This window comes from Citrobacter sp. Cf118 (assembly GCF_030334095.1).
GTDB classification, from domain to species: domain Bacteria; phylum Pseudomonadota; class Gammaproteobacteria; order Enterobacterales; family Enterobacteriaceae; genus Citrobacter; species Citrobacter freundii.
Map to the genome: position 1 here is coordinate 143,240 of NZ_JAOWES010000086.1, position 22,759 is coordinate 165,998.

17 protein-coding genes are annotated in these 22,759 nt (G+C 48.1%); 11 read left to right on the forward strand and 6 right to left on the reverse strand.

Translation table 11 applies throughout. The features are described 5' to 3' along the window. Window positions 1-2 precede the first annotated feature (2 nt). Together OGX67_RS14800 and OGX67_RS14805 are read left to right on the forward strand one after the other, a co-directional pair. The gene (locus OGX67_RS14800; protein ID WP_016150846.1) at window positions 3-410 is read left to right on the forward strand and encodes a hypothetical protein; all 408 of its coding nucleotides are present in this window, start codon (window positions 3-5) and stop codon (window positions 408-410) included. A 31-nt stretch (window positions 411-441) separates the two neighbouring features. Continuing rightward, a complete protein-coding gene (locus OGX67_RS14805) occupies window positions 442-1,833 on the forward strand; it encodes a DUF4832 domain-containing protein (protein WP_086504457.1) in 1,392 nt (463 codons plus the stop codon). Between the two features lie 46 nt (window positions 1,834-1,879). Here the strand turns inward: OGX67_RS14805 and galE are convergent, their stop codons facing one another. The 3 genes from galE to OGX67_RS14820 form a co-directional block, all read right to left on the reverse strand. Continuing rightward, window positions 1,880-2,896 (reverse strand): UDP-glucose 4-epimerase GalE, encoded by a 1,017-nt coding sequence (gene galE / locus OGX67_RS14810; protein WP_286526706.1) that lies wholly within the window; start codon window positions 2,894-2,896, stop codon window positions 1,880-1,882. 52 nt (window positions 2,897-2,948) lie between these two features. Beyond that, window positions 2,949-3,887 carry a glucosamine inositolphosphorylceramide transferase family protein gene (locus OGX67_RS14815; RefSeq protein WP_071697091.1) on the reverse strand — a complete coding sequence of 313 codons (939 nt, stop codon included), beginning with the start codon at window positions 3,885-3,887 and terminating at the stop codon, window positions 2,949-2,951. Between the two features lie 209 nt (window positions 3,888-4,096). Beyond that, on the reverse strand, window positions 4,097-4,732 hold the full coding sequence (locus tag OGX67_RS14820) for a carbonic anhydrase (RefSeq protein WP_003839748.1): 636 nt from the start codon (window positions 4,730-4,732) through the stop codon (window positions 4,097-4,099). Window positions 4,733-4,991: 259 nt separating this feature from the next. Between OGX67_RS14820 and OGX67_RS14825 the strand changes: the two genes are divergently transcribed. After that, window positions 4,992-5,483, forward strand: coding sequence for an anti-virulence regulator CigR family protein (locus OGX67_RS14825; protein ID WP_257651588.1), 492 nt, complete (start codon window positions 4,992-4,994; stop codon window positions 5,481-5,483). A gap of 78 nt (window positions 5,484-5,561) precedes the next feature. On the opposite strand, the gene OGX67_RS14830 is transcribed toward OGX67_RS14825, so the two are convergent. Continuing rightward, complete coding sequence (locus OGX67_RS14830; protein ID WP_204583337.1) at window positions 5,562-7,310, reverse strand: sigma-54 interaction domain-containing protein; 1,749 nt, start codon at window positions 7,308-7,310, stop codon at window positions 5,562-5,564. A gap of 381 nt (window positions 7,311-7,691) precedes the next feature. On the opposite strand from OGX67_RS14830, the gene dpaL reads away from it, so the two are divergent. The 6 genes from dpaL to OGX67_RS14860 all read left to right on the forward strand — a co-directional run bounded on the left by dpaL (window position 7,692) and on the right by OGX67_RS14860 (window position 17,480). Beyond that, window positions 7,692-8,906, forward strand: a complete 1,215-nt coding sequence (dpaL, locus tag OGX67_RS14835) for a diaminopropionate ammonia-lyase (protein WP_008321489.1) — start codon at window positions 7,692-7,694, stop codon at window positions 8,904-8,906. A gap of 32 nt (window positions 8,907-8,938) precedes the next feature. Beyond that, window positions 8,939-10,123: a YgeY family selenium metabolism-linked hydrolase gene (locus OGX67_RS14840; protein ID WP_003839756.1), complete on the forward strand. Its 1,185-nt coding sequence runs from the start codon at window positions 8,939-8,941 to the stop codon at window positions 10,121-10,123. A 67-nt stretch (window positions 10,124-10,190) separates the two neighbouring features. Beyond that, window positions 10,191-11,783 carry an N-acyl-D-amino-acid deacylase family protein gene (locus OGX67_RS14845; protein WP_257651587.1) on the forward strand — a complete coding sequence of 531 codons (1,593 nt, stop codon included), beginning with the start codon at window positions 10,191-10,193 and terminating at the stop codon, window positions 11,781-11,783. 78 nt (window positions 11,784-11,861) lie between these two features. Beyond that, window positions 11,862-13,148, forward strand: a complete 1,287-nt coding sequence (locus OGX67_RS14850; protein WP_003839760.1) for an MFS transporter — start codon at window positions 11,862-11,864, stop codon at window positions 13,146-13,148. Between the two features lie 470 nt (window positions 13,149-13,618). Next, entirely contained in the window at window positions 13,619-14,233 is a 615-nt protein-coding gene (evgA, locus tag OGX67_RS14855) for an acid-sensing system DNA-binding response regulator EvgA (RefSeq protein ID WP_003839762.1), read from the forward strand. 463 nt (window positions 14,234-14,696) lie between these two features. After that, window positions 14,697-17,480 (forward strand): ATP-binding protein, encoded by a 2,784-nt coding sequence (locus OGX67_RS14860; protein WP_373371755.1) that lies wholly within the window; start codon window positions 14,697-14,699, stop codon window positions 17,478-17,480. Window positions 17,481-17,554: 74 nt separating this feature from the next. Here OGX67_RS14860 and OGX67_RS14865 read toward each other — a convergent pair whose 3' ends face one another. Beyond that, complete coding sequence (locus tag OGX67_RS14865; RefSeq protein ID WP_016150840.1) at window positions 17,555-18,187, reverse strand: YfdX family protein; 633 nt, start codon at window positions 18,185-18,187, stop codon at window positions 17,555-17,557. 281 nt (window positions 18,188-18,468) lie between these two features. On the opposite strand from OGX67_RS14865, the gene OGX67_RS14870 reads away from it, so the two are divergent. After that, the gene (locus tag OGX67_RS14870; protein WP_044699615.1) at window positions 18,469-19,065 is read left to right on the forward strand and encodes a DUF308 domain-containing protein; all 597 of its coding nucleotides are present in this window, start codon (window positions 18,469-18,471) and stop codon (window positions 19,063-19,065) included. After that, window positions 19,065-19,412: an HdeA/HdeB family chaperone gene (locus OGX67_RS14875; protein WP_008321512.1), complete on the forward strand. Its 348-nt coding sequence runs from the start codon at window positions 19,065-19,067 to the stop codon at window positions 19,410-19,412. Before OGX67_RS14870 ends, OGX67_RS14875 begins: the two co-directional genes overlap by 1 nt. 208 nt (window positions 19,413-19,620) lie before the next feature. On the opposite strand, the gene OGX67_RS14880 is transcribed toward OGX67_RS14875, so the two are convergent. Further along, window positions 19,621-22,737: an efflux RND transporter permease subunit gene (locus OGX67_RS14880; protein ID WP_286526711.1), complete on the reverse strand. Its 3,117-nt coding sequence runs from the start codon at window positions 22,735-22,737 to the stop codon at window positions 19,621-19,623. Window positions 22,738-22,759: the final 22 nt, after the last annotated feature.

Consider the following 22,759-nt stretch of genomic DNA (forward strand, 5'->3'; position numbering starts at 1 on the left):
TTTTGACCAGTCCTCAAAATCGTCCCCCCGTAATCGAACGATTTTATACTCATCTTGATGAGACGATTGCGCAGGGGTTGACCCCTGAACAAAAAGAAGGGGTGGAAAATGCGATCCTGGCCTCGACGCTGGCTTCGCGGCATCAGATCGATATTCGCAGAAGCTTTCCCTTTTTCAGTAAGCGTTATTATCTGGTTTTTTTGTTTGGCAGAGATTTACGCCGTCAGCATCGCCAGGAATCAACCCTGTCGAGAATGCTGCTCACATTTTTGCTGTTGATTGCCGTGCTATTCGTCACCTGCTGCATATTGCTGACGCTGTATATGATCAAATCCGCGTTAGGTATTGATGTGTTCCAAAATTTTCACGTAGGTATCTGGGACTGGTGGTTAAGCCTTAAAGACCGCTAGCGTTTACAAATTGGTGGAGGATGTCATTGCGATGAAACGTAAATGGGTTTGTGCGTTGTTGAGCATGTTTTTCCCGCTGACGGTCATGGCCGCATTGACGACCGTTACCCCCAAAGCATTGACGGGCCCGCTAACCAATCCGGGGATTGGCGTGGCAAGTTTTCATCAGGGATACGGTGAAACGCTGGGGCTGGCGGACTATCCCAATACCGGATTTGAATACGAGCGTTTTTACTGGCGGGACCTGGAGCCAGTCGAAGGCCAGTACAATTTTGCGTTGGTGGATGATGCCTTCAAATACGCGGCGGCACATCGTCCAGCGATGAATGTCGGGCTACGATTTATGGTACTGGCAGAGCCGGAAAGCGGCTCTCAAATTCCTGACTGGCTGATTAAAAAAGGCGTGAAAGGTACCTGGACGCCGGATAAAAAGACATTTGCCCCGGATTTAGACGATCCTCTGTTTATTCAATACAGCCAGCGTCTGTTGAACGCATTTGGTAAGCGCTACGATGGTAATGAGAATCTCGCGTTTGTTGATATTGGCATGGTGGGATCATGGGGAGAATGGCATAACAGCAACTTCCCGAACCTGAAGCCATTACTGGAGCGATACACCACGGCGCAACTGGATCGCTACGTCGCGATGCACTTTTCTGCTTTTCCGGTGACGCCAAAAACCATGCTGATAAGCGGCGGACAAAGTCTGGCGAATGCGGTGGAGCGTGGGGCAGGATGGCGTGCGGACTGTTGGGGGGACCTGCGCGTATTTTCGGACTCCTGGAACCATATGACTGATGATTACCCGCAGCGATTGCTGGCTGCGCAGCAGAGTTATTCAGGGTTCAATGACGCATGGAAACGTGCGCCGGTGAGCCTGGAGATCTGCTCGTATATGCAGGACTGGAAGAATACCTTTCACTATACACGTGCTGAAGTGCAGGGGATTTTTGACTGGGCGGTCAAACAGCACGCCAGTACCATTAACCTGAAATCGAGAGCGATACCGAGCGACTATCGACCTATTGTCGACGATGCGCTGACCAAATTGGGCTATCGATTTCGCCTGGCGTCCCTGAGCCATGAGTCCGTGTGGGACAGCGGACAAACGCTGACATTGAACAGTACCTGGTACAATGAGGGTATCGCTCCGATTTATCTGCCTTATATGCTGGCATTCCGTGTTGTGGACAATGCTAATAAGGTGGTGGCACAGGGGAATTCCGCGGAGGATATTCGCCGCTGGCTCCCCGGTAAGTATCAGGTCAGTTATGCGTTATCTATGCCAGGCCGACTGGCAAAAGGGCAGTACGCGATTGAGGTTGCGATGTTGGATAAGTCGGGTGCGGCGAGAATTAACTTTGCCAATGAAGGGAAGCAGAACAGCGGCTGGTACCGGGTATCAACAATAACAGTACAATAGTCAGACACAGCAGCGAGCCTGACGGTCAGGCTCGCTGCTGTGAACATTAAATTTGATACCCATTCGGGTTGTTTTTTTGCCAGTTCCAGGTGTCACGCATCATTTCATCAAGGCTGTAGATGGCCTTCCAACCTAACTCCTTATATGCCAGCGATGGGTCAGACCAACATTCGGCAATGTCTCCAGGTCTTCTGGCGACAACCTTATAATTAATTTTAGTCTGCGCTGCTTTTTCAAATGCTTCAATCAACTTAATCACGGAATAACCGACACCGGTACCGAGATTAATCACCTTGTAAGCCGCGCCTTTGTTCAGGCAATCCAGCGCGGCTAAATGACCGGTCGCCAGATCCATGACGTGAATATAATCACGCACGCCGGTACCGTCGGGAGTGGGATAATCATTACCGTACACCGACACGGTTTCCAGCTTACCAATCGCGACCTGGGAGATGTACGGAACCAGATTATTGGGGATACCGTTAGGATCCTCACCAATCCGACCCGATGGATGGGCGCCGACCGGGTTGAAATAGCGCAGGCAGGTAATGCGGAAATCGGGTTGTGCACGAGAGAAGTCAGTCAGAATTTGTTCGACCATCAACTTAGACGTGCCGTACGGATTGGTGGTGCCGCCCGTACGCGATTGCTCGCTAAGCGGTACGCTTTCCGGATTACCATATACCGTGGCGGATGAGCTAAAAATGAAACGATTAACGCCTGCGGCCAGCATCTCATCCAGTAAAACCAGCGTTCCGGTGACGTTGTTTTCATAGTAGGCGAGGGGCTCTTTTATCGACTCTGAAACCGATTTAAGCCCGGCAAAATGAATGACATCGGTGATGTTATGGTTGGCGAAAATGTTTTTCAATGCCGGCCTGTCGAGAACATCGGCGATATAGACAATAGGTTCTCTACCAGTGAGTTCCGCGACCCTGTCCAGCGAGGTTTGGCTGGCGTTCGCCAGATTATCGATAACAACGACATCATCGCCTCTTTCCAGTAGCGTTAAAACAGTATGTGAACCAATATAACCTGCACCACCAGTGACCAGAATTGCCATACAGACTCCAGATAAACGGGGATTGAGTCACGCCAGTACCATAGAGAACGCGTTATTGGTGACGTTTGGTAAGGTTATAGTTGCGATACCTCACCATGCATTTATAAGATATTTTTTTAAGTATAGATAAAAAGCTGAATTGGTTTATTTTTGTATCATAAACAATATAGTTATTTGAGAAATTCAGCGTGTGGACGCCGTCACTGTGGTTGATCGACGAATTGATTTGTTCGATCAGGTTCTCATCAAAATTAGCGTCGTTCAGTGTCACTAATTCTTTGATATAGATTGATTTTCCATAAGTTTCAGGTGTGCACTCCTGAGTAAGGAAGTACATTTTATTTTCGACCTGATAGGAGGCTCCTGCGCCTCGATGATGAGGATTGCTCACCTTCAATGAGGGGGTAATCCGCTGCCATTGTCCATAAATATGATCTGCCGAATGAATAATTATTTCATTATCCATCGTGGTGGACAAAAGATAACAGGCTTCATTAATTGATATAAATACGTTGTCGGTTAATTCGATATCAGAGATTAAAACTTTAACTTGCTTCCAGCGTGCAGGGAACTCTATTGACTGAAACAGTATTACCTCTTTTCTTTCTGAAGACTCGGGGATCATGAAGAGTTGATCGTTGATATGAATCAGATAAGGGAATGACAAATGACACTTTAAGTCGTCAAAGCCCTCAAGCTTAATATCATCAAGTTCAACCAGTTCACGGTCAAGAACGCGACATCGTAGCGTGCCTTTTGAGTTGCGAAAGCTAAGAGCTTCATAGAAAACATACAGTTTATCGTCTTTTTCAACCAGAAAAGGGTCAGCCTGAAATGTATATTTCTTTTTTAACTGCTGTGCAGTGGATTTGCTTAATATCTCCAGGGTGTTATCAGGGAATAAGTGTGTGCCATTATCCTTAATAAGCATGATATCCCACGACTCATGATAAAATAACATATTCATTATTCTTTTTATTTTTGCTTGCATTCGTACCGGCTCCTTTTATCGCCTGCACCATGTATGAACAGCTGTTTGCGACTCAGGAAATGAGACCTGTCGCAATATTTTATAAAATGTGCGAAAACCGATGTGGGAACACCAGTGGCCACTTTAAAGCTAGTCGCAAGTCCGTTTTTTGTCCACTAACAGAAATAGGGGGAGGAGATGTCCAGAGCATCCTTGCTCCAGTGGAGGAATTACTCGAAATGCACTTGTGGGTTTTCTGCAAGGGAAACGTAGGTTTTGCTGTTTTTATCCAGGGTACGGATTTCACCGCTTTCGATGTCATACACCCAACCGTGCAGACGAAGCGCATTATTGCGCAGCCCAACCGCGACACAAGGATGCGTTTTAATGTTGTTAAGCTGTGCGATAACGTTTTCTTCTACCATGGCGTTAACTTTGTCGATTGGGTTATCCCAGGTTTTTTTCTCGACCACGGCTTTCGCGGCATCGGCATAGTGCAGCCAGTGAGCGACAGCGGGCATCGGATCCAAGGGCTGGCTATCGGCAATGGCTTTCATCGCGCCACAATTGGAGTGACCGCAGATGACGATATCCGTTACGCCAAGTGCGACAACCGCGTATTCGATGGTTGCGGATACACCACCCGGTTCCGGACCAAATGACGGTACGATATTACCGGCGTTGCGGATAACGAAAAGCTGTCCTGGATCTTGCTGAGTAACGAGTTCAGGTACCAGGCGGCTATCGGAACAGGAGATGAAAAGTGCCTTAGGATTCTGGCTGGATGCCAGGCTGCGGAAGAGTTCCTTGCGTTGAGGGAATATCTCTTTTTGGAAGTTGAGGAAGCCCTCGATGATATGTTGCATAGCAGTGTCTCTTGTCTCTGTTTAAGCAGGTTATGATGAAGATCACACTTTCCAGTTTAACACCAGCCGACAGAAGGGAAAGACTTTATAGCAGTTCAGCAACATCTTTGGCTAACTTTTCTCCACCGCGGCGAGGCGAATAGCGTGATGTGCGCTACGTGCTTTCCCCTTTTTTGCCAATAAATCGGAGTTGTAGCGATAGCCAGTATTCACGCGATACCGTACATTTTTATTTGTATCCACAGGTTAAGGAATCATCATGCCCAAGCTTCGTACTTTAGTCGCAGCGGTAGTTGCCGTTGCTGCGATGACGATGTGTACCACTCCTGTATTGGCTAACCCCGGTAATGGCAACGGCAATGGTAATAGTGGCAACCATGGAAATAGTAGCAATCATGGTAATAGCGGGAATAAGGGCAATAGCCAGAAAGGCAATTCGCCGGCAGAACAACGTAAAAATTATGGTAAGCCGGACCATGTTGATAGTGACATCAGCTATAACGTGGCCAGACAGTATGCCGTCAGATATGGTTTGACGGGCTATAAGTCACTGCCTCCGGGTATCGCCAAAAATCTGGCGCGAGGAAAGCCGCTTCCTCCGGGGATCGCTAAGAAAAGTGTTCCATCCTCTATGCTGAACCAATTGCCGTATTATCCAGGTTATGAATGGCAGGTTGTGGGCGACAATCTGGTGTTGATTGCACTTAGTACGGCGATTGTCACCGCGGTAATTAATGGTGTGTTTGATTAAGTATTTTCGGGCTTAATTTGCTCTGTTCTACCTATGAGAAGCCCGCGTTGTGCGGGCTTCTCAGTTAATAAGGAAAGCTTACAGTCCGTACAGTTTTATTTTTCTATAGAGCGTGGCAATGCTGATCCCCAGTTCTGTCGCGGCTTGCTTTTTTCCCTCAACGCTTGAGCCGAATCGCTGGATGACGTTTTCGATAGCCTCCCTTTCCGCCTGTTTTCCTTTGCTGGCAAGCTGTCGGGGTTGCGCGGTCATCGTCGTTTTTCTACCGTCAGCGGCGGTAAGCAGGTAAGGGGGAAGATGGCTGGCGTTGATCCCAGCGGCTTCTCCGCGCATCACAAAAATGTATTCGATCACGTTGCGTAATTCACGAATGTTACCCGGCCAGTGCCAGGCATAAAGGCGATTAATAACGTCATCAGGCAGTTTTTGCGGTGGTCGCTGGTAACTGACCGAAAACTCATCGGCAAAATACTGTGCGAGGACCGCAATATCAGCTCGGCGTTCACGCAGGGAAGGAAGTACCAGAGGGACCACGTTCAGGCGATAGAAAAGATCTTCACGAAACTGATTATTTTCCACCATCGCGTTAATGTTTTTGTTAGTTGCAGCAATAATGCGCACATCAATATTGATGGTGTTATTAGAGCCAACGCGGGTGATCGCCTTTTCCTGCAATACCCTGAGCAGCTTGGCCTGCAGGTGCAGTGGCATATCGCCAATCTCATCCAGAAACAGGCTGCCGCCGTTGGCCAGTTCAAATTTCCCCATTCGCCCTTTGGGATCAGCCCCGCTGAATGCGCCGCGAACATAACCAAACAGTTCGCTTTCCAGCAGTTGTTCTGGAATAGCCGCGCAGTTGATTGTTACGAAAGGCGCGGCTTTACGTGGACTGCTCTGGTGAATGGCAAATGCCACGACCTCTTTCCCCGAGCCACTTTCCCCGGTGATGAGCACGCTGGCGTAACTGTTGGCGATTTTACCTATGGTACTTCTGAGCTGTTCCATTGAGGGAGAGTGACCAATTAGTCGTACCTGTATGTCGGACTCATAAGGGGATGGAGTAAGGTTACTCAGGTAGTCGTGTGCATCACGAAAGATAACCATGGTTAAGCGATCGTTATCCTGCGAGGAGAGCGAAATTTGTTTGCACAGTACATGATGTTTCTGACCTTCAAGCGTCAGCCACGCTTCTTCATCGCCATACAGGCTGTCCCCGGTTGTTTCAATGGTCAGAGGTAATCCCTGAACCTCGCGGTTGAGGATGCGATCGGCTGAATGATTGGCATGCCAGATAAGACCCTTGCCATCAATCGCTACCACGCCGCGGTCCATGGCATCGATCAGACGCCGAAATGCGCCAAGCGTTTCCTGTGCGCGTAAACGTTCCAGGCATTCAAAGACCTTACTGGAGATCATTACGGCGATTTGCTCAATAAAGGTGACAAATTTATCAATCTGGTTCAGTAACGTGTCACGCTGTGCCTGGGTTGAGCAAATAATCCCGATCACGCCAATCACGCGATTATTGAGAAAAATAGGTGCGTTCAAATCCAGCATTTCAGAACAGTAGTGGTGTTTTTCACATAACTGACACAGCGGATGCTCGCCGGGGTTTTTGATCAGTACCGTTTCTCGCACCTGCAATACGTGATGATAAATGTAGCCATTTTTGGCCACGTTCTCATTGAGCATATGCCGGTATTTCCCGGTACCCGCGATGCGCATTAAAGATTCATCAATGATTTCAACGTCCGTGCCCGTTATGCCAGAAATAGCGTCGGCGTAATTGCATATATCATCCTGAATATTGCTGAGTACTGAAATCATGGTACTTCTCCGGCGGTGTGTCACATTTCTCAAGGAAAATGATAAATAGGCGAAACAATGCAAAAATGATTTGCGAAAAATCAATCCACAACGCTGTTTTTGAATGTTTTTCTTATTTTATCTTCCGCGATCACACTATTTATCAATGATGAGAATTTATCAAAATGAAGCGATAAACTGATGCGTTGATATTTTTGGTTGTCAATTTCAAATTCTATTTAATTTATTGAAATTAAAGCCTTTATTAAAATATTTATAAGAATTTACTCAATTCATAAAAAGCTGGTAAGTATTTTGCTCTATTGCCATTACCGATAACGGAAATATCTCTGTATTGCACCGATTACAGGGAGTGAAATACCAGGACAATGAGGTTTTATGATGCAGGAAAACTTATCATTTTTTATCAACCAGACACCGTTTACCGAACATCCGAACGCGCCGCTGGCACCGTTTAGCCGCCAGGAACTGGTAAAAGCGTTGAATTTTCATCGGTCTATTCCGGGCTACGCGCCGACGCCGCTATATACGTTACCGGCGCTTGCACAAAAACTGGGCGTAAAAAATATCTACCTCAAAGATGAATCTCAGCGTTTTGGCCTGAAAGCCTTCAAAGCGCTGGGTGGCTCCTATGCGATGGCGTGCCATATCGCTGAATTAGTTGGTAAGGATATCAGTGAACTGCCGTTTGACGTGATGACCAGCGAAGAGGTACGCCACGATCTGCAAACCGTCACGTTTGCTACCACCACTGATGGCAACCACGGTCGCGGCGTGGCATGGATGGCGCGCCAACTGAAGCAAAACGCCGTGGTTTATATGCCAAAGGGCTCTTCGCAGCAACGTCTGACCTCTATCCGTAACGAAGGCGCTACCGCTGAGATCGTCGATATGAACTATGACGATGCGGTTCGTATGACCGCAGAGCAGGCCGAAAAGTATGGCTGGATTGTCGTGCAGGATACCGCCTGGGAAGGATACGAAAAGATCCCGCAGTGGATTATGCAGGGCTACGGCACGCTGATGCTGGAGGCGATAGATCAGCTGCATCAGGTTGCGCCGACTCACATTTTTGTGCAGGCAGGCGTCGGCTCGTTTGCCGGCATGGTTCAGGGAATGGTGACGGCAGCCTGGGGTGAGAATCGCCCGAAAGTGATCGTCGCCGAAGCGTTAATTGCCGATTGCCTCTACCGCTCAGCCCGTTCGAAAGAGGGGGATGCCATTGCGGTGGGCGGTGATTTACAAACCGTGATGGCCGGTCTCGCCTGCGGTGAGGCGAACAGTATCGGCTGGAAACTGCTGCGCGACTATGCCAACGCATTTGCTTCCTGCCCTGATGAAGTTGCAGCGTTAGGCATGCGCATGTTGGGCAACCCGCTGGCAGGCGATCCACAGATTATTTCGGGTGAGTCAGGTGCGGTTACTACCGGTCTGCTGGCGCTGTTGATGACCTCACCTGAACTGGCGCAAACGCGTGAGCAACTGGGGCTGGATGCGCATTCTCGCGTGCTGTTAGTCAGCACCGAAGGGGATACCGACCCGCAACAATATCTGGATATTGTCTGGGGCGGACAGTACCCGGGCATCAACAAATAATTCCCTGATTAAGAGATATAACGGAGAAACCCATGTTATCTGCAAACCGCATTGAAGAAGTCATTAAAAACTGTCAGGCACTGATCCAACAAAAAAGTTATTCCGGTCAGGAAGGTGAAGTGGTTAATGCCATAAAAACAATGATGCAGCATTACCAATTCGATGACATCCACGTTGATAAGTACGGCAACATTGTTGGCGGTATTGTCGGCAACCAGCCAGGGAAAACGTTGGTTCTCGATGGACATATCGATACTGTGCCGGTGAACGAAGAGAAGTGGTCCCGCAACCCATACGGCGGCGATATTGAAGATGGCAAAATTTATGGTCGCGGCACAACTGACATGAAAGGTGCCGTGGCGGCGATGATCTCCGCCGTGGGCTTTTTCGGTCAGGACAATCAGCGAAATTTTGCCGGGAAAATCTACGTTGCGTGCATCGTGCATGAAGAGTGTTTCGAAGGTATTGCCGCTCGCCTGGTCAGCGAGCGCTATAAGCCAGACTATGTGATCATCGGTGAAGCTTCCGAGTTAAACCTGAAAATTGGTCAGCGTGGCCGCGCTGAAATTGTGGTCGAAACATTTGGTAAACCCGCGCACTCCGCTAACCCGCAGGCGGGGATTAACGCGGTGTACAAAATGGCGCAATTGATCGACAAAATTCGCACGATCACGCCGCCAACGCATCCGGTTCTGGGGCCTGGCATTCTGGAACTGACCGACATTAAATCTTCGCCGTACCCGGGGGCCTCGGTGGTACCGGATTACTGTCGCGCAACCTACGATCGCCGTTTGCTGGTGGGTGAAACCAAAGAAAGCGTGATTGCTCCGCTGGAAAATGCGCTTGCGGAACTTATTGCTCAGGATCCGCAGTTTAAGGCCCGAGTGTCCTACGCGGTGGGTCAGGAGTCTTGCTATACCGGCGCCACGATTGAGGGAGAGCGGTTCTTCCCTGGCTGGGTGTACGACGAGTCCGACGAATTCGTGCAGGCAGCGTTGGCGGGCGTTCGTGAGGCTGGCTTTAATCCAACCATTACGCAGTACTCATTTTGTACCAACGGTAGCCACTATGCGGGCGAAGCGGGAATCAAAACCATCGGCTTCGGTCCTTCACGAGAAAACCTGGCACACACCATTGATGAGTATATCGAGATCGAGCAATTAACCGGCTCGGCCAGCGGCTATTACAGCATTATCCAGACACTCTATCGCCAATAAAAATAAAGATAACCACCTCTTACCTTACAGGCGGTGTAGCTCAGCAGCACCGCCATGGAGAATAACGATGAAAACCATTTTCAAAAACGGAAATGTAATTGATGGGACGGGCAGTGAAGGCAGAATTGCCGATGTGATGGTTGATGAAGGACGTATTGTCGCAATCGGCCAAATTGAGGTTGGTGTCAATGAGCAGGTTATTGATGCAACAGGAAAAATAGTTTGCCCTGGCTTTATTGATACCCATACGCACTCTGACCTGTCAGCCATTATTAACTCCGCTCTGTCGGCAAAAATTCGTCAGGGTATCACCACCGAACTGTTGGGCCAGGATGGCGTCGCCTTAGCACCGCTACCGGAAGAATATATTCCAGCCTGGCGTAAAAATATCGCCGGACTGGACGGTGACACCGACAAAATTGACTGGAAATATAAAAATACAGACGGTTATCTCAATCTGCTGGCATCGCGTCATCCGGCGACAAACCTCGCGTATTTAGTTCCTCATGGCAACGTGCGCATGGAAGCGATGGGCCTGGATGGGCGTCCTTCGACCCGTGAAGATGTGGCGAAGATGTGTGAGGTCCTTGAGCGGGAGTTAAAAGCCGGGGCATTTGGACTTTCCACTGGTCTTATCTATATGCCTTGCGCCTTTGGTGATACTGCCGAAATGATTGAACTGTGTAAGGTCACGGCGAAATATGACGGGATTTTTGTGGTGCATCAGCGCAGTGAAGCTGACGATATTATCAACTCAACCCAGGAACTGATTGATATAGCCACAGCCACCGGCGTCTGGCTGCATATTTCGCATATGAAGGTTTGCGGCAAGAAAAACTGGGGGCTGATCGACCAAATGCTGGGCATGCTGGAACAGGCGCAGAAAGAGGGGATTCGTATCTCTTTCGACCAGTATCCGTATGTGGCGGGCAGCACGATGCTCGGCGTGATCCTGCCGCCCTGGGTTCACTCCGGTGGTACAGACAAATTACTTGAGCGTCTCGCCTCGCCCGAACTGCGCGCCAAAATGATTGACGATATTCAGCAGGGTATTCCTGGCTGGGATAACTTTATCGATTTTGCCGGTTTGGACCAGATTTTTGTCACCAGCGTGAAAACGGCAAAAAATCAGGATGCTGTCGGTTTGAACCTCGTCCAGTTGGGCGAGCTGCGTGGAAAAGATCCGTACAACGCCACCTTCGATCTGCTCTTTGAAGAGGAAAACGCCGTGGGGATGGTCGACTTCTACGGTACCGAAGAGCACGTGATTAAGTTTCTCTGTCGACCTGAACAAAACGTCTGTACCGATGGCTTGATGGGGGCTGGCAAACCGCACCCGCGCGTGTTTGGCGCATTCCCTCGCGTGCTCGGTAAATATGTTCGTGAAGAGGGATGTCTGAGCTGGGAAGCGGCAATCCGCAAGATGACGGGGAAACCTGCTGAAGTATTGGGTTTGCAGGATCGCGGACTGCTGAAGGTCGGTTATGCAGCGGATATCGTGATGTTCGATCCGAACACAATTGCGGATAAAGGCACTTTTGTTGAACCCAATCAGTACCCGGAAGGGATTGAAATTGTCATGGTTAATGGGCGCATTGCCTTAATCAATGGCACGGAAAGTTATGCTTGTAGCGGTACGGTTATTAGAAAACAATATTAATAAATAACGCTAAACACGCATGGATCTATCGCGACTATTTATGGCCGCGGTAGATCACTACACCCTAAGGACATCACAATGAACCTACAAACGTCTTTACCTTCAGGTAAACCCAAGACCTGGAAAGCAAGATATACCGTCCTGACACTGATCTGGCTGGCGTGGCTGCTCTCTTTTCTCGACAGAATGGTGATGAGCGTTTCACTCCCTTATATTGGCAAAGATTTAAATCTTGATACGACTCAACAAGGTTTAATTATTAGCGCCTTTTTTATTGGTTATGCCGCGTTTCAAATTCCCGGTGGATTACTGGCGGATAAGTTTGGCTCGCGAAAAATCATGGCCATTGGTATTGCATGGTGGTCTGTGTTCACCAGCTTAACCGGCGCTGTGCTGACGCTGCCGCTGATGTTAGCAGTACGTTTCTTCTTTGGTATTGGTGAGGGATGTTTCCCGTCGGCCTCATGGAAGATGATATCAACCTATTTCCCGTCGAAAGAGCGTGGTCGCGCCACGGCGATTCAGTCAACGGTAAACACCTTAGGCCCAGCGCTGGCGGTAGTCGTGGCGGCAAGCATCATCGGGGCATTTGGCTGGCACATGGTTTTTATCGTGCTGGGTATTCCCGGTCTGTTTATCGCCGCAGGTATCTACTTATTTACGCGTGACAACCCGAAAGATCACCCTGCCATTACGCAACAAGACCTGGCGGAGCTGGCTGCTGACGACCAGGGGAGCCTGCAAAACACCAGTGCTATCGCGTTTAAAGACGTACTCAAAATGCCGGTGCTCTGGCAAATGGCCAGTATCTGGTTTTTGTTTGATATCACCTTCTGGGGTTTTTCAACCTGGCTGCCAAGCTACCTGATTACCGTACGAGAGTTTTCTCTGGCAAAGACCGGTGTCATGGCAGCCATTCCCTTCCTGTTCGGGGCCGGCGGAACATTATTAGGCGGTTATTGCTCAGACAAATTCAAACCCCAGCGTAAAACGCTGTATGTCGTAACCTCTGTTATTGCCGCGGGTTTCCTGTATCTGACCTTCAGCGTGAGCAGTGCAGATATGGCGGTGGTTTATCAGTGTATTTCAGCCTTGTTCATGTTTTTCGCTATGGCAACGTTCTGGGGTATTCTGATGGATACCATTCCCAGCAACATCATGGGGCGGGCATCCGGTATTGTTAACTTTGGCGGCCAGATGGCAGGGGTTGTATCAGCGCCCATCATCGGCTGGTTGATCCAAAGTAGCGGCGGAAGCTATAACAGCGCTTTTATCTTTATGATTGCCGCACTGTTGTGTTCTGCCGTCGTTACACTGACTGTGAAAAGCTCGCATGCAGTAGGGGCATTGCCCAGTAAAGCCTGATTAATCGCTGCCTCCCTGTGGCACTGCTGCTCCAGAGCTGCGGGGAGTTTCTCTCTAAATTCAGCAGGTTTGTACTCTTGTTCTCCATATTTGACCAGGTATGAAATTTATTTTTAGATAGCTATTCGCATATCCCCCCTCGCAGTTCTGATGAACAATATCCCGGTTATATGTCCCAAAGCATTAAGAATAAATCATAATAAATGAGAGATTTGTCCTACGCGTGTAGGAATATTCCTTTTATGTTGTGTTAATGGTTTGATATTTAGATAGGCTCAAGGTTTAAAATTTGTAAATTACAGTGTTGCGTTTATACCTTGTTCTGCATTTTTTATAAAAAATGAATAAAATATACGCGTGATTATGTTAGGATTTACCTGATAAAGCCTTATTTTCAGAAATTATAATGTTGAAGGCTCGCCTGCTCTATAGCCATCGCCTCTCTTTATTTATCGGGATTCTTATACGCAATGAACGCGATAATTGTTGACGATCACCCATTGGCACGCATTGCCATCCGCAACTTACTCGATACTAATGGTATCGCTGTGACCACCGAACTCGACAGCGGAGATCAAGTGGTTCAAACCGTTGAAAAAACTAAGCCGGAGCTGTTGATTATCGATGTAGATATTCCCGGTATCAGTGGCATCGAAGTGCTGGAGCAGCTGAGAAAGCGGCACTATGCTGGTGTAATCATTATCATTTCAGCCAAAAATGAATTTTTTTACGGTAAACGTAGCGCCGAATACGGTGCCAACGGATTTGTGAGTAAAAAAGAAGGTATGAATAATATTCTTGCCGCAATCGAAGCAGCAAAAAATGGCTATAGCTATTTTCCCTTTTCCCTTGAGCATTTTACTGGTTCATCCGTCAGCGAGCAGGATAAGCTTGATACGTTGTCGAATCAGGAAATGAGAGTATTGCGTTATATCCTTAATGGCATGGATTACAGCTCAATTGCCAGCAAAATGAATATCAGTAATAAAACGGTGAGTACCTATAAAAGCCGGTTGATGGAAAAATTAGATTGTTCATCATTAATGGAAATTTATGATTATGCGCAGAGAAATAAAATAGGATAGAGTAATGCTGGAACGCTTGTTTATTTTTTTGATGGTCATATTTACCATCGGGTTGTCTACGGGTGTAAGCTCAGCTCGGCAAGTTGAGCTAAAAAGTAATTATAATACTTCAGTACAAAATATCAGCTTGAACAGGGAAGAAACAAACTGGTTAGCGCATAAAAAAACCTTGGTTGTTGGTACCTAGTTACCTGAAGTCTCCCCCATTGTTTATCAAAATAGCGGCGAATATTATCGGGGAGTCAACGCAGATTACCTTGCGTTAATGCAAAAGAACCTCAATCTGAAAATCATTATAAAGCAGTATGATAATGAGCAAGAGGCGCTGGCCGCGCTCGCCAATAACGATGTTGATACGCTGATAACCCAACTGTCCCGACGCCAGGATGTGGGCGGAAATTTGTTGCGTACTTCGGTATTGCTGACGACGTGGCCGACGCTTGTAACATCACTAAAAAACACTATGCTGCCGCTGACCACGAACCATCAGGTTAGCGTCGCGTGTGTGCGGGATTGCCCTTTTCTCGATGTTATCCAGGAGGCTTTTCCTGAGGCTAAAGTCTCATTTTATGATGACGAGTATCAGGCCATGGCCTCGGTAGTGAATGGTGATAACCAATATTATATTGGTAACAATATCACCAGCAGCCATTGCATCTCTCGATACTTCTCACAATCACTGGTTATTACGCACTACTTTGATAAGCAAGAACAATATAATTATTTTGTCGTTAACGAAGATCAGCCGGTATTAAGAAATATTCTTGATGGTTTCATTACGTCAATCAGTAATGAAATTCATATGCAAGTCATGCAGAACTGGCTGAACCGCGGCAACCTTGCCTATCTGAATGCACCTATACCTTTCACCACTCAGGAAAAAGCGTGGTTGAAGAAAAAGCATGTCATCCGCATTTTAATCAACCCAGATTACCCGCCCTATACGCTGGTCGATCGCAGCGGTGAATTACGCGGTATTCTTGGCGATTTACTGAATATTATTCATCTGCAAACGGGGCTCGATTTTGAACCCATTTTAGCTAACTCTAAAAGTGAGCAGACAAAGCAAATAAGCGGCGAACAGTGGGATATGTATCCCACTATCACGCTCACTCATCAAAACCCGCACAATTCGACCTTTAGCGATCCTCTGATGAATGTGGCATTTGTGATGATCACTTCCCGTGAGGAAACCGCCGACTCGCTACTGGAGAAGCCGATACGTATTGCGCTACCAGCCGGGCATGTACTGGAAAGCGAGCTGAAGCAACGCTATCCGCAGGCCACCTGGGTTAATGCTGATACTAGCAGTGTTGCGATGGTCATGGTCAAGGAGGGCAGCGCTGATGCGGCAATTGCTACCGAATTGTCAGCAAGGTTTATGGTCGATCATTACTATCAGAAAAATATGCACTTTTTTAGGCTTCCAGATATGCCTGGTGCCTCTGTAAGTTTTGCGATTTCTTCTCACGAGCCTATGTTGAAGTCTGTTATGGATAAAGCGCTACAGGCCATACCGCCACGTGAGATTTTGCAGATGACGGAGAAGTGGTCGAAAATTTCCAATACGCAGGTTGATTTATGGAGTCGATATAGCAAACAGTTCTATCAACTGGGGATATTCGCGCTGCTGCTGATAGCGATTAGCCTGATCTGGGGGATCTCACTCTCCCGTGAGGTAAAGAAAAGGAAACTATCTCAGCGGCTACTGGAAGAGCAGCTTCATCTCAAAGAGGCATTATCTCAAGAACTGGAAAACGAAAAGAATAAAGCGATTGAAGCAACCAAGGCCAAAAGTCGCTTTCTGGCGAGTATGAGCCATGAATTACGTACCCCGGTAAGTTCGATTGTTGGCTTTGTGGAATTACTGTCGAGTTCAGAACTCAGCCCGGCACAGCGAAAAGAGGCGATTGCCCTTACCGGGGCGACAGCCCAGTCATTGCTTGGGCTGATCGGTAAGATTCTGGATCTGGATAAGATTGAGTCTGGTAAATACCAGGTTGTTCCTCAATGGACGGATCTCTCGCAGCTCATTGAATTGCAGTGCCACTCTTTCGATGCTTTAGCCAGACAGAAAGGAATTACGCTGGCTTGCGTTAGCCAGTTGCCGGCAAACGAACGGGTATTTGTCGATCAGCAGGCTTTGCGGCAAATTCTCACCAACCTGGTAGGCAATGCGTTGAAGTTTACCGAGCAGGGCAGTATTCATGTGACGGCCCGTTTGACGCCTGACGGGGAGAATCACGGTACCCTGACCATTGCCATTAGCGACACCGGTTGCGGGATTAGTGAAGAGGAGCAGGCGGGGCTGTTTCATCGTTACGCTCAGGGGTGTTGCGGGCGTCAACAAACCGGTTCCGGTCTGGGGTTATTTATCTGTAAAGAACTGGTGACGCTGATGGGTGGGACGCTGGAGTTGATGAGCGTCCCGTTGCAAGGAACCACGTTTACCATAACGCTGCCGGTTGAAACGGCTCGACAGTCGATTGTACCGGATGGCGATGCGCCTGGTACTCTGTTACCGCTTCCGTGTCTGTCTATTTTGATTGCAGACGATAACCCAACCAATCGCCTGCTGCTCAAGCGACAGTTGAATGCCATTGGCTACAATGTGGATGAAGCGTGTGATGGGGAGGAGGCAGAAGCCAAACTGGCGAAAAAATCGTACGATCTGCTGATAACCGATGTAAATATGCCGAAAAAAGACGGGTTTGATCTCGCGGCTTCGCTACGTCGTCAACAGCCGAATTTACAAATATGGGGACTGACGGCCAGCGCACTTCCACAGTCACGCGATCGATGCCTGCAAAATGGTATGAATTTGTGCCTGTTCAAGCCTGTGTCGATTCAGACACTGACACATGAGTTGAGTAAAATCGAAACCGGTTATTCGTCTCCTTGTTCAATCCGGCATTTGAAATTCAATGTGTTGACGGAGAATACCGGCGGCGATCGCGCACTAATGAACGAGATTCTCGAGACATTTCGCGAGGCAACGCTGAATGATATACAAGCGGCTGAGAAAGCTGTTCTGCAAGATGAACCTCAGCTGTTTTTGCGCGCTCTTCACCGGTTGCATGGCTCGGCGCAAATTCTGGGCATCACTGCGCTACAAAACCTGTGCGAACCTTTCGAATCCAGACGACCTGACGATCTTCCTCTGGCAGTACGCCAGGAGGCATTGCAGAAGATTATTGCTGTTATGCGGGAAATTGAGATTGAGATAGACAGTCTGATTAGCCATTAATCCCCCTGATCGGGTGGCCGTAGCTGCCCGATCAGGAGAGAAAGTCCTGGTTCAACACTCCGTAGTGCTGAGTATTACTGGCCTGCGCCGATCATCTCGCTATCGATCACAATACCTTCTTCAGCACCTTTTAACACAAGGTTTGCTTCATAATATTTACCGGAAGACAGCAGTTTTTGCGCGCTGGTAACGGCTTTACGAGTCTGATTCAGGGGCATCAGGTATTGGGTCTGAAGCACGCTGATACCAGCGAGTTGCAGGGTATCCACTGCACCTTTCCAGTCGCCTTTGGCCATTTTGCCATTCGCTGTTTTGATAGCGGATTCTTTGGCTGGAGTGGCAATATAGTCTTCTGACAGCGCGATCGTAGCGTTAATAACCACGTACTGATCGTCAATCATCTTGGCTTTAGGCGCAGTTTTTACAAATTTCGCCCAATCTTTGCTGTCGCCTGCCAGCAGGGAAGCGGCGTCATCGGTTAATTTTTTAGCGCTGTCAGGCTGTCCATGAAACAGGGCCAAACGAGCAAGCTGAATATCACGCATCGCATTTGCGCCTTGCACTGCGACCTGCATAATATCGGCAGCTTCTTTTTGTACATTTGCGGTAGTAGCTTGCGCCGGAGTAGTTGTGGTAGCAGTAGCAGCCATCACTGGTGCTGAACCCATCATGGTTGCAAGCACACCCGCAAGAATAATCTTTTTCATTACTTTCTCCTGAATAAATTTGGTATATGTCACCAAACGCAATAAGCATATTAAATAATGTTAAAGAGCGAAATCAGAACCACGATAGAATAATGACCGTTTAATCTTACAAGTGTCAGATGTCTGACATGTGTAGGAATATACGCATAGCGACATTCTCTTGTTCTTATATACGCTTCCTTAGCGGAAGTCTTATCATTCCATTGTAAGTAACATATGTTGAGTGAGTAATAATTCTTGTGTCAACAGGTTACATTGCGTTTATGTATAACGGAGGATGTATGTTTGTTTTTAATCAGCGTAGCCTGAGAGCGTTTAATGAAAAAACACTCGTTCATTATAAAAAGCATGCGACGATTATGGCGGTGTTGATGTTGATTTGTGGCATCTGCTGCTTGATTTATCCGATTGCTGCAGGTGTTTATTTAAGCTATGCAACTGGCTTTATGTTCCTGGTATGTGGTTTTTATTCTATTTATAGCCTGTTTAGCTCAAGTAAAAAGCAATTGAAAGCCAAATTTACCTATGCCTTTTTTGCTATCGCGTGGTTACTGCTGGGTTACTGTTTCCTGGTGAATCCTGTGATAGGCATGAATTCATTGGCAATGGTATTTTGCTGCCTGTTTATTCTGGGTGGTATTTTTCGTATCGCATCTGGGGTCAAACTGTTCCACAGTCCGGGTTATGGATGGAACATTTTTATTGGTATTTTTGACCTGCTTATTGCCGGCGTGTGGCTGAATATGGATCCCGACAGATCGTATGTATTTACCTCAATTTTTATTGGTGTCGAGATGATCTTTAGTTCTTTAGCTTTTATCAGTCTGCGTAGAAATGCGACGCTGGTAAAAACTGATAAGCTCGCCGATAAAAATTAATGCTACCTCTGGAGCGCATAGTGAATATTAAAATGATGGTTTCTGCAGCTATTCTTGTGACCTCTGTTATGGCGCCAATGACCCGTGCTTTTGCTACTCAGGCAACGGAAGCTGCGCCACAAGATATGACCTGTAAAGAATTCGTTGATATGAGTCAGCAATACAAGACGGCAATTGCCTTTGTGATTGTTAATAAAAATTCGGACTTTAAAGGCGATGATTATGTTCCCCTGCATGAGGTGGAAACGGAAGCTGTACCGAAAATGGTTAAAATGTGTCATCAGCATCCGAATACAAAACTGGGTGAACTGGCTGTAAATCTGAAAGGTTCCGGTCTGCACTATTGATTAACCGTTTTGATAGCCTGGCTTTAGTTAGAATTGACAACCTCTGTACCTGCCCCAGTTGTTCCCCTACAAGAAAAGTCCGCGTAATGCTTACCCTGCTATCCACGAGAAACTCGCTGGATAGCCGTGCCCGCTAATAACTGTAGACCTGACAAATGAAGTCCCATCCCTGGATTTAATAATCTAAACCCAGGGATAGAGCAGGGGATCAACGTCGGGCTTTAAATCGCGCTAACGTATTTTCAACGAGTACAAAGAATACTGGAACAAAATAGATCGCCAGTACCGTCGCGGCCAGCATCCCACCGATAACCCCCGTACCGACGGCATTTTGCGCGCCAGAGCCCGCGCCGTTGCTTATTGCTAGTGGAATTACCCCCAGGATGAAGGCCAGTGAGGTCATCAGAATAGGACGTAAGCGCATTTGCGCGGCTTCCACCGCGGCCTCAAGCGGCGTTTTCCCTTCTTTCTGCATAATCTCGACGGCAAACTCGACGATCAAAATAGCATTTTTAGCCGATAGCCCCATCGTGGTGAGTAGGCCGACCTGGAAATAAACATCATTGCTCAGGCCGCGCAGATCGGTGGCCAGCAACGCGCCGACCACCCCGATTGGCACAACCAGCATCACCGAGAAAGGGATCGACCAGCTTTCATACAGCGCCGCCAGCGCCAGAAATACGACGATCAGCGAAATGCCGTACAGCATTGGTGCCTGGTTTGTGGATAGCGCCTCCTGATAAGACAGACCGGTCCAGGCATAACCGACGCCTGCGGGCAGTTTATTAATCAGTGATGCCATAAATTTCATCGCATCACCGCTGCTTTTCCCTTCTACCGGCTGGCCCAGAATTTCCATTGCTGGCTGACCATTGTAGCGTTCAAGGCGTGGAGAGCCGTAGGTCCACTCGGTTGATGAGTAGGCGGAAAGTGGGGTCATCGCGCCAGAGGCATTACGTACATACCAGTGATTGATATTGTCCGGCAACATACGGAACGGCGTATCGGCCTGGACATACACTTTTTTTACGCGCCCCTGGTTCAGGAAATCATTGACATAGCGACTACCGAACGCGGTGGAGATGGTCTGATTAATATCCGATAACGCAACGCCCATAGCTTCAGCCTTTTTGGCGTCGACGTGAATGCGGAACATCGGCGTATCTTCCAGGCCGTTTGGGCGCACCCCGTCGACCTCACCTGAGGACTGGTTGGCCAGAGCCAAAAGCTCGTTTCGGGCCTGCATCATTTTTTCATGCCCAAGATTACCGTTATCCAGCAACTCCATATCAAACCCTGATGCGGTGCCCAATTCTGCGACCGCGGGTAAATTGAACGGATAAACGACGGCATTATTGATGGTACTTAAGGCCATCATTGCCCGTCGAATAATGGCGGTAACCGAGTTTTCTTCGCCAACGCGTTCTGACCACGGCTTCAGGCTGATAAACGCCAGGCCATTGTTTTGTCCCTGACCGCTGAAACCAAATCCGCCGACGGTGAAAACAGAAGCAACGTTTTTCTGTTCTTTCGTCAGGTAGTAGTCCGTTATTTCCCCGAGCACTTTGCTGGTGTTCACCATCGTTGAACCTGAGGACAATTGCGCCGTGGTCATGAATACCCCCTGGTCTTCTTCAGGCAAAAAGGAGGTCGGCGTACGTAAAAACAGCACCATCATGCCCGCGCCAATGACTAAGTAAACGACCATGTAACGGCCCGTGCAACGTAACAGTTTTCGGGTGCTGTCCGTGTAGTGCTGAGTGCATTTCTCCATGAAATGATTGAATCGGGTAAACAGAAAATGTGTATTTGCCTGCTCGTCATCATGTGCTTTTAACAGCATGGCGCAGAGTGCTGGCGTCAGGCTCATCGCCACAAACACCGACAGCAGCATGGAGGAGATCAAGGTGATGGAAAACTGACGGAAAATTTCTCCTGTCGCGCCGCTCATAAATGCCATCGGCATAAATACGGCGGATAACACCACGGCAATACCAACCAGCGCCCTCTGGAGCTGACCCATTGCTTTATGCGTTGCCGCTTTTGGAGACAAGTGCTCTTCAGCAATAATACGTTCTACGTTCTCAACCACCACGATAGCATCATCGACTAACAACCCTATCGCCAGCACCATGCCAAACATCGTGAGCGTATTAATCGAAAAACCGGCGACGTCGAGAATGGCAAAGGTGCCAAGGATAACCACCGGAACGGCGATAGTGGGGATGAGCGTCGCACGAAAACTTTGCAAAAACAGGTACATGACGAGGAATACCAGAATGATTGCCTCGATCAAAGTATGAAAAACACCCTGAATCGAAATTTCGATAAACGGCGTGGTGTCATAGGGATAAACGGTTTTCATGCTGGCCGGAAACCAGGCTGATAATCTGTTCAGCTCTTGTTTAACAGCCTGGGACGTTTCAAGGGCATTGGCGCCTGCGGCAAGTTTAATTGCAATCCCGGCGGCGGGTTTGCCGTTGTAACGTGCAACCGTGGCATAATTTTCCGCACCCAGCTCAATGCGTGCGACATCACGCAGTAGAACCTGAGAACCATCTTGCTGAACTTTAAGGAAGATCTTGCCAAATTCATCGGTTGTTTGCAGACGCGTCTGGACGATTATCGACGCATTTAATTGCTGATCGGCTGACTGAGGCATGCCCCCCAGTTGCCCGCCAGATATCTGATTATTCTGTACTTTGAGCTGGGTAATGACGTCCTCGGGAGTGAGGTTATACTTGTCGAGCTTTTGCGGATCCAACCAGATGCGCATGGCGTATTGCGAACCGAATAACTGCACGCTCCCCACCCCGGCAGTGCGGCTTAGCGGATCTTTAATGTTCGAGGCCACATAGTCGGCAATATCATATTGGCTCAGGCTGTTATTATCAGAGATAAAACCGGCGACCATTAAGATATTGCTGCTGGATTTATCAACGCTGATCCCTTGCTGTTGTACTTCCTGTGGCAAGGAAGGCATCGCCAGCTGCAGTTTATTCTGTACCTGAACCTGCGCAATATCGGGTGACGTACCCGTTTTGAAGGTCAGGATAATCGAGGCATTACCTGCCGCATCACTGGTGGATGACATATACATCAGGCCGTCAAGACCATTCATATTCTGTTCAATCACCTGGGTGACGGAGTCTTCAACGGTCTTTGCATCTGCCCCGGGGTAGGCCGCGCTGATGGTAATGGTTGGGGGCGCAATTTGTGGATATTGGGCGACTGGCAGGTTCATTATCGCGATACCGTCCGTAAACATCATGATAATAGCGAGCACCCAGGCGAAAACTGGGCGCTCAATAAAAAAGTTGGCCATAAAGAAAGTGTCCTTAATACCT

Bases quoted from the DNA above. Each gene is read 5' to 3' on its own strand.
- OGX67_RS14825 (WP_257651588.1), top strand. From the start codon at position 4,992: ATGCCCAAGCTTCGTACTTTAGTCGCAGCGGTAGTTGCCGTTGCTGCG.
- OGX67_RS14865 (WP_016150840.1), bottom strand. From the start codon at position 18,187: ATGAAAAAGATTATTCTTGCGGGTGTGCTTGCAACCATGATGGGTTCA.
- OGX67_RS14850 (WP_003839760.1), top strand. From the start codon at position 11,862: ATGAACCTACAAACGTCTTTACCTTCAGGTAAACCCAAGACCTGGAAA.
- OGX67_RS14875 (WP_008321512.1), top strand. From the start codon at position 19,065: ATGCTACCTCTGGAGCGCATAGTGAATATTAAAATGATGGTTTCTGCA.
- OGX67_RS14845 (WP_257651587.1), top strand. From the start codon at position 10,191: ATGAAAACCATTTTCAAAAACGGAAATGTAATTGATGGGACGGGCAGT.
- OGX67_RS14840 (WP_003839756.1), top strand. From the start codon at position 8,939: ATGTTATCTGCAAACCGCATTGAAGAAGTCATTAAAAACTGTCAGGCA.
- OGX67_RS14860 (WP_373371755.1), top strand. From the start codon at position 14,697: ATGCTGCCGCTGACCACGAACCATCAGGTTAGCGTCGCGTGTGTGCGG.
- OGX67_RS14830 (WP_204583337.1), bottom strand. From the start codon at position 7,310: ATGATTTCAGTACTCAGCAATATTCAGGATGATATATGCAATTACGCC.
- OGX67_RS14820 (WP_003839748.1), bottom strand. From the start codon at position 4,732: ATGCAACATATCATCGAGGGCTTCCTCAACTTCCAAAAAGAGATATTC.
- OGX67_RS14805 (WP_086504457.1), top strand. From the start codon at position 442: ATGAAACGTAAATGGGTTTGTGCGTTGTTGAGCATGTTTTTCCCGCTG.
- OGX67_RS14815 (WP_071697091.1), bottom strand. From the start codon at position 3,887: ATGCAAGCAAAAATAAAAAGAATAATGAATATGTTATTTTATCATGAG.
- OGX67_RS14880 (WP_286526711.1), bottom strand. From the start codon at position 22,737: ATGGCCAACTTTTTTATTGAGCGCCCAGTTTTCGCCTGGGTGCTCGCT.
- evgA (WP_003839762.1), top strand. From the start codon at position 13,619: ATGAACGCGATAATTGTTGACGATCACCCATTGGCACGCATTGCCATC.
- galE (WP_286526706.1), bottom strand. From the start codon at position 2,896: ATGGCAATTCTGGTCACTGGTGGTGCAGGTTATATTGGTTCACATACT.
- dpaL (WP_008321489.1), top strand. From the start codon at position 7,692: ATGCAGGAAAACTTATCATTTTTTATCAACCAGACACCGTTTACCGAA.
- OGX67_RS14870 (WP_044699615.1), top strand. From the start codon at position 18,469: ATGTTTGTTTTTAATCAGCGTAGCCTGAGAGCGTTTAATGAAAAAACA.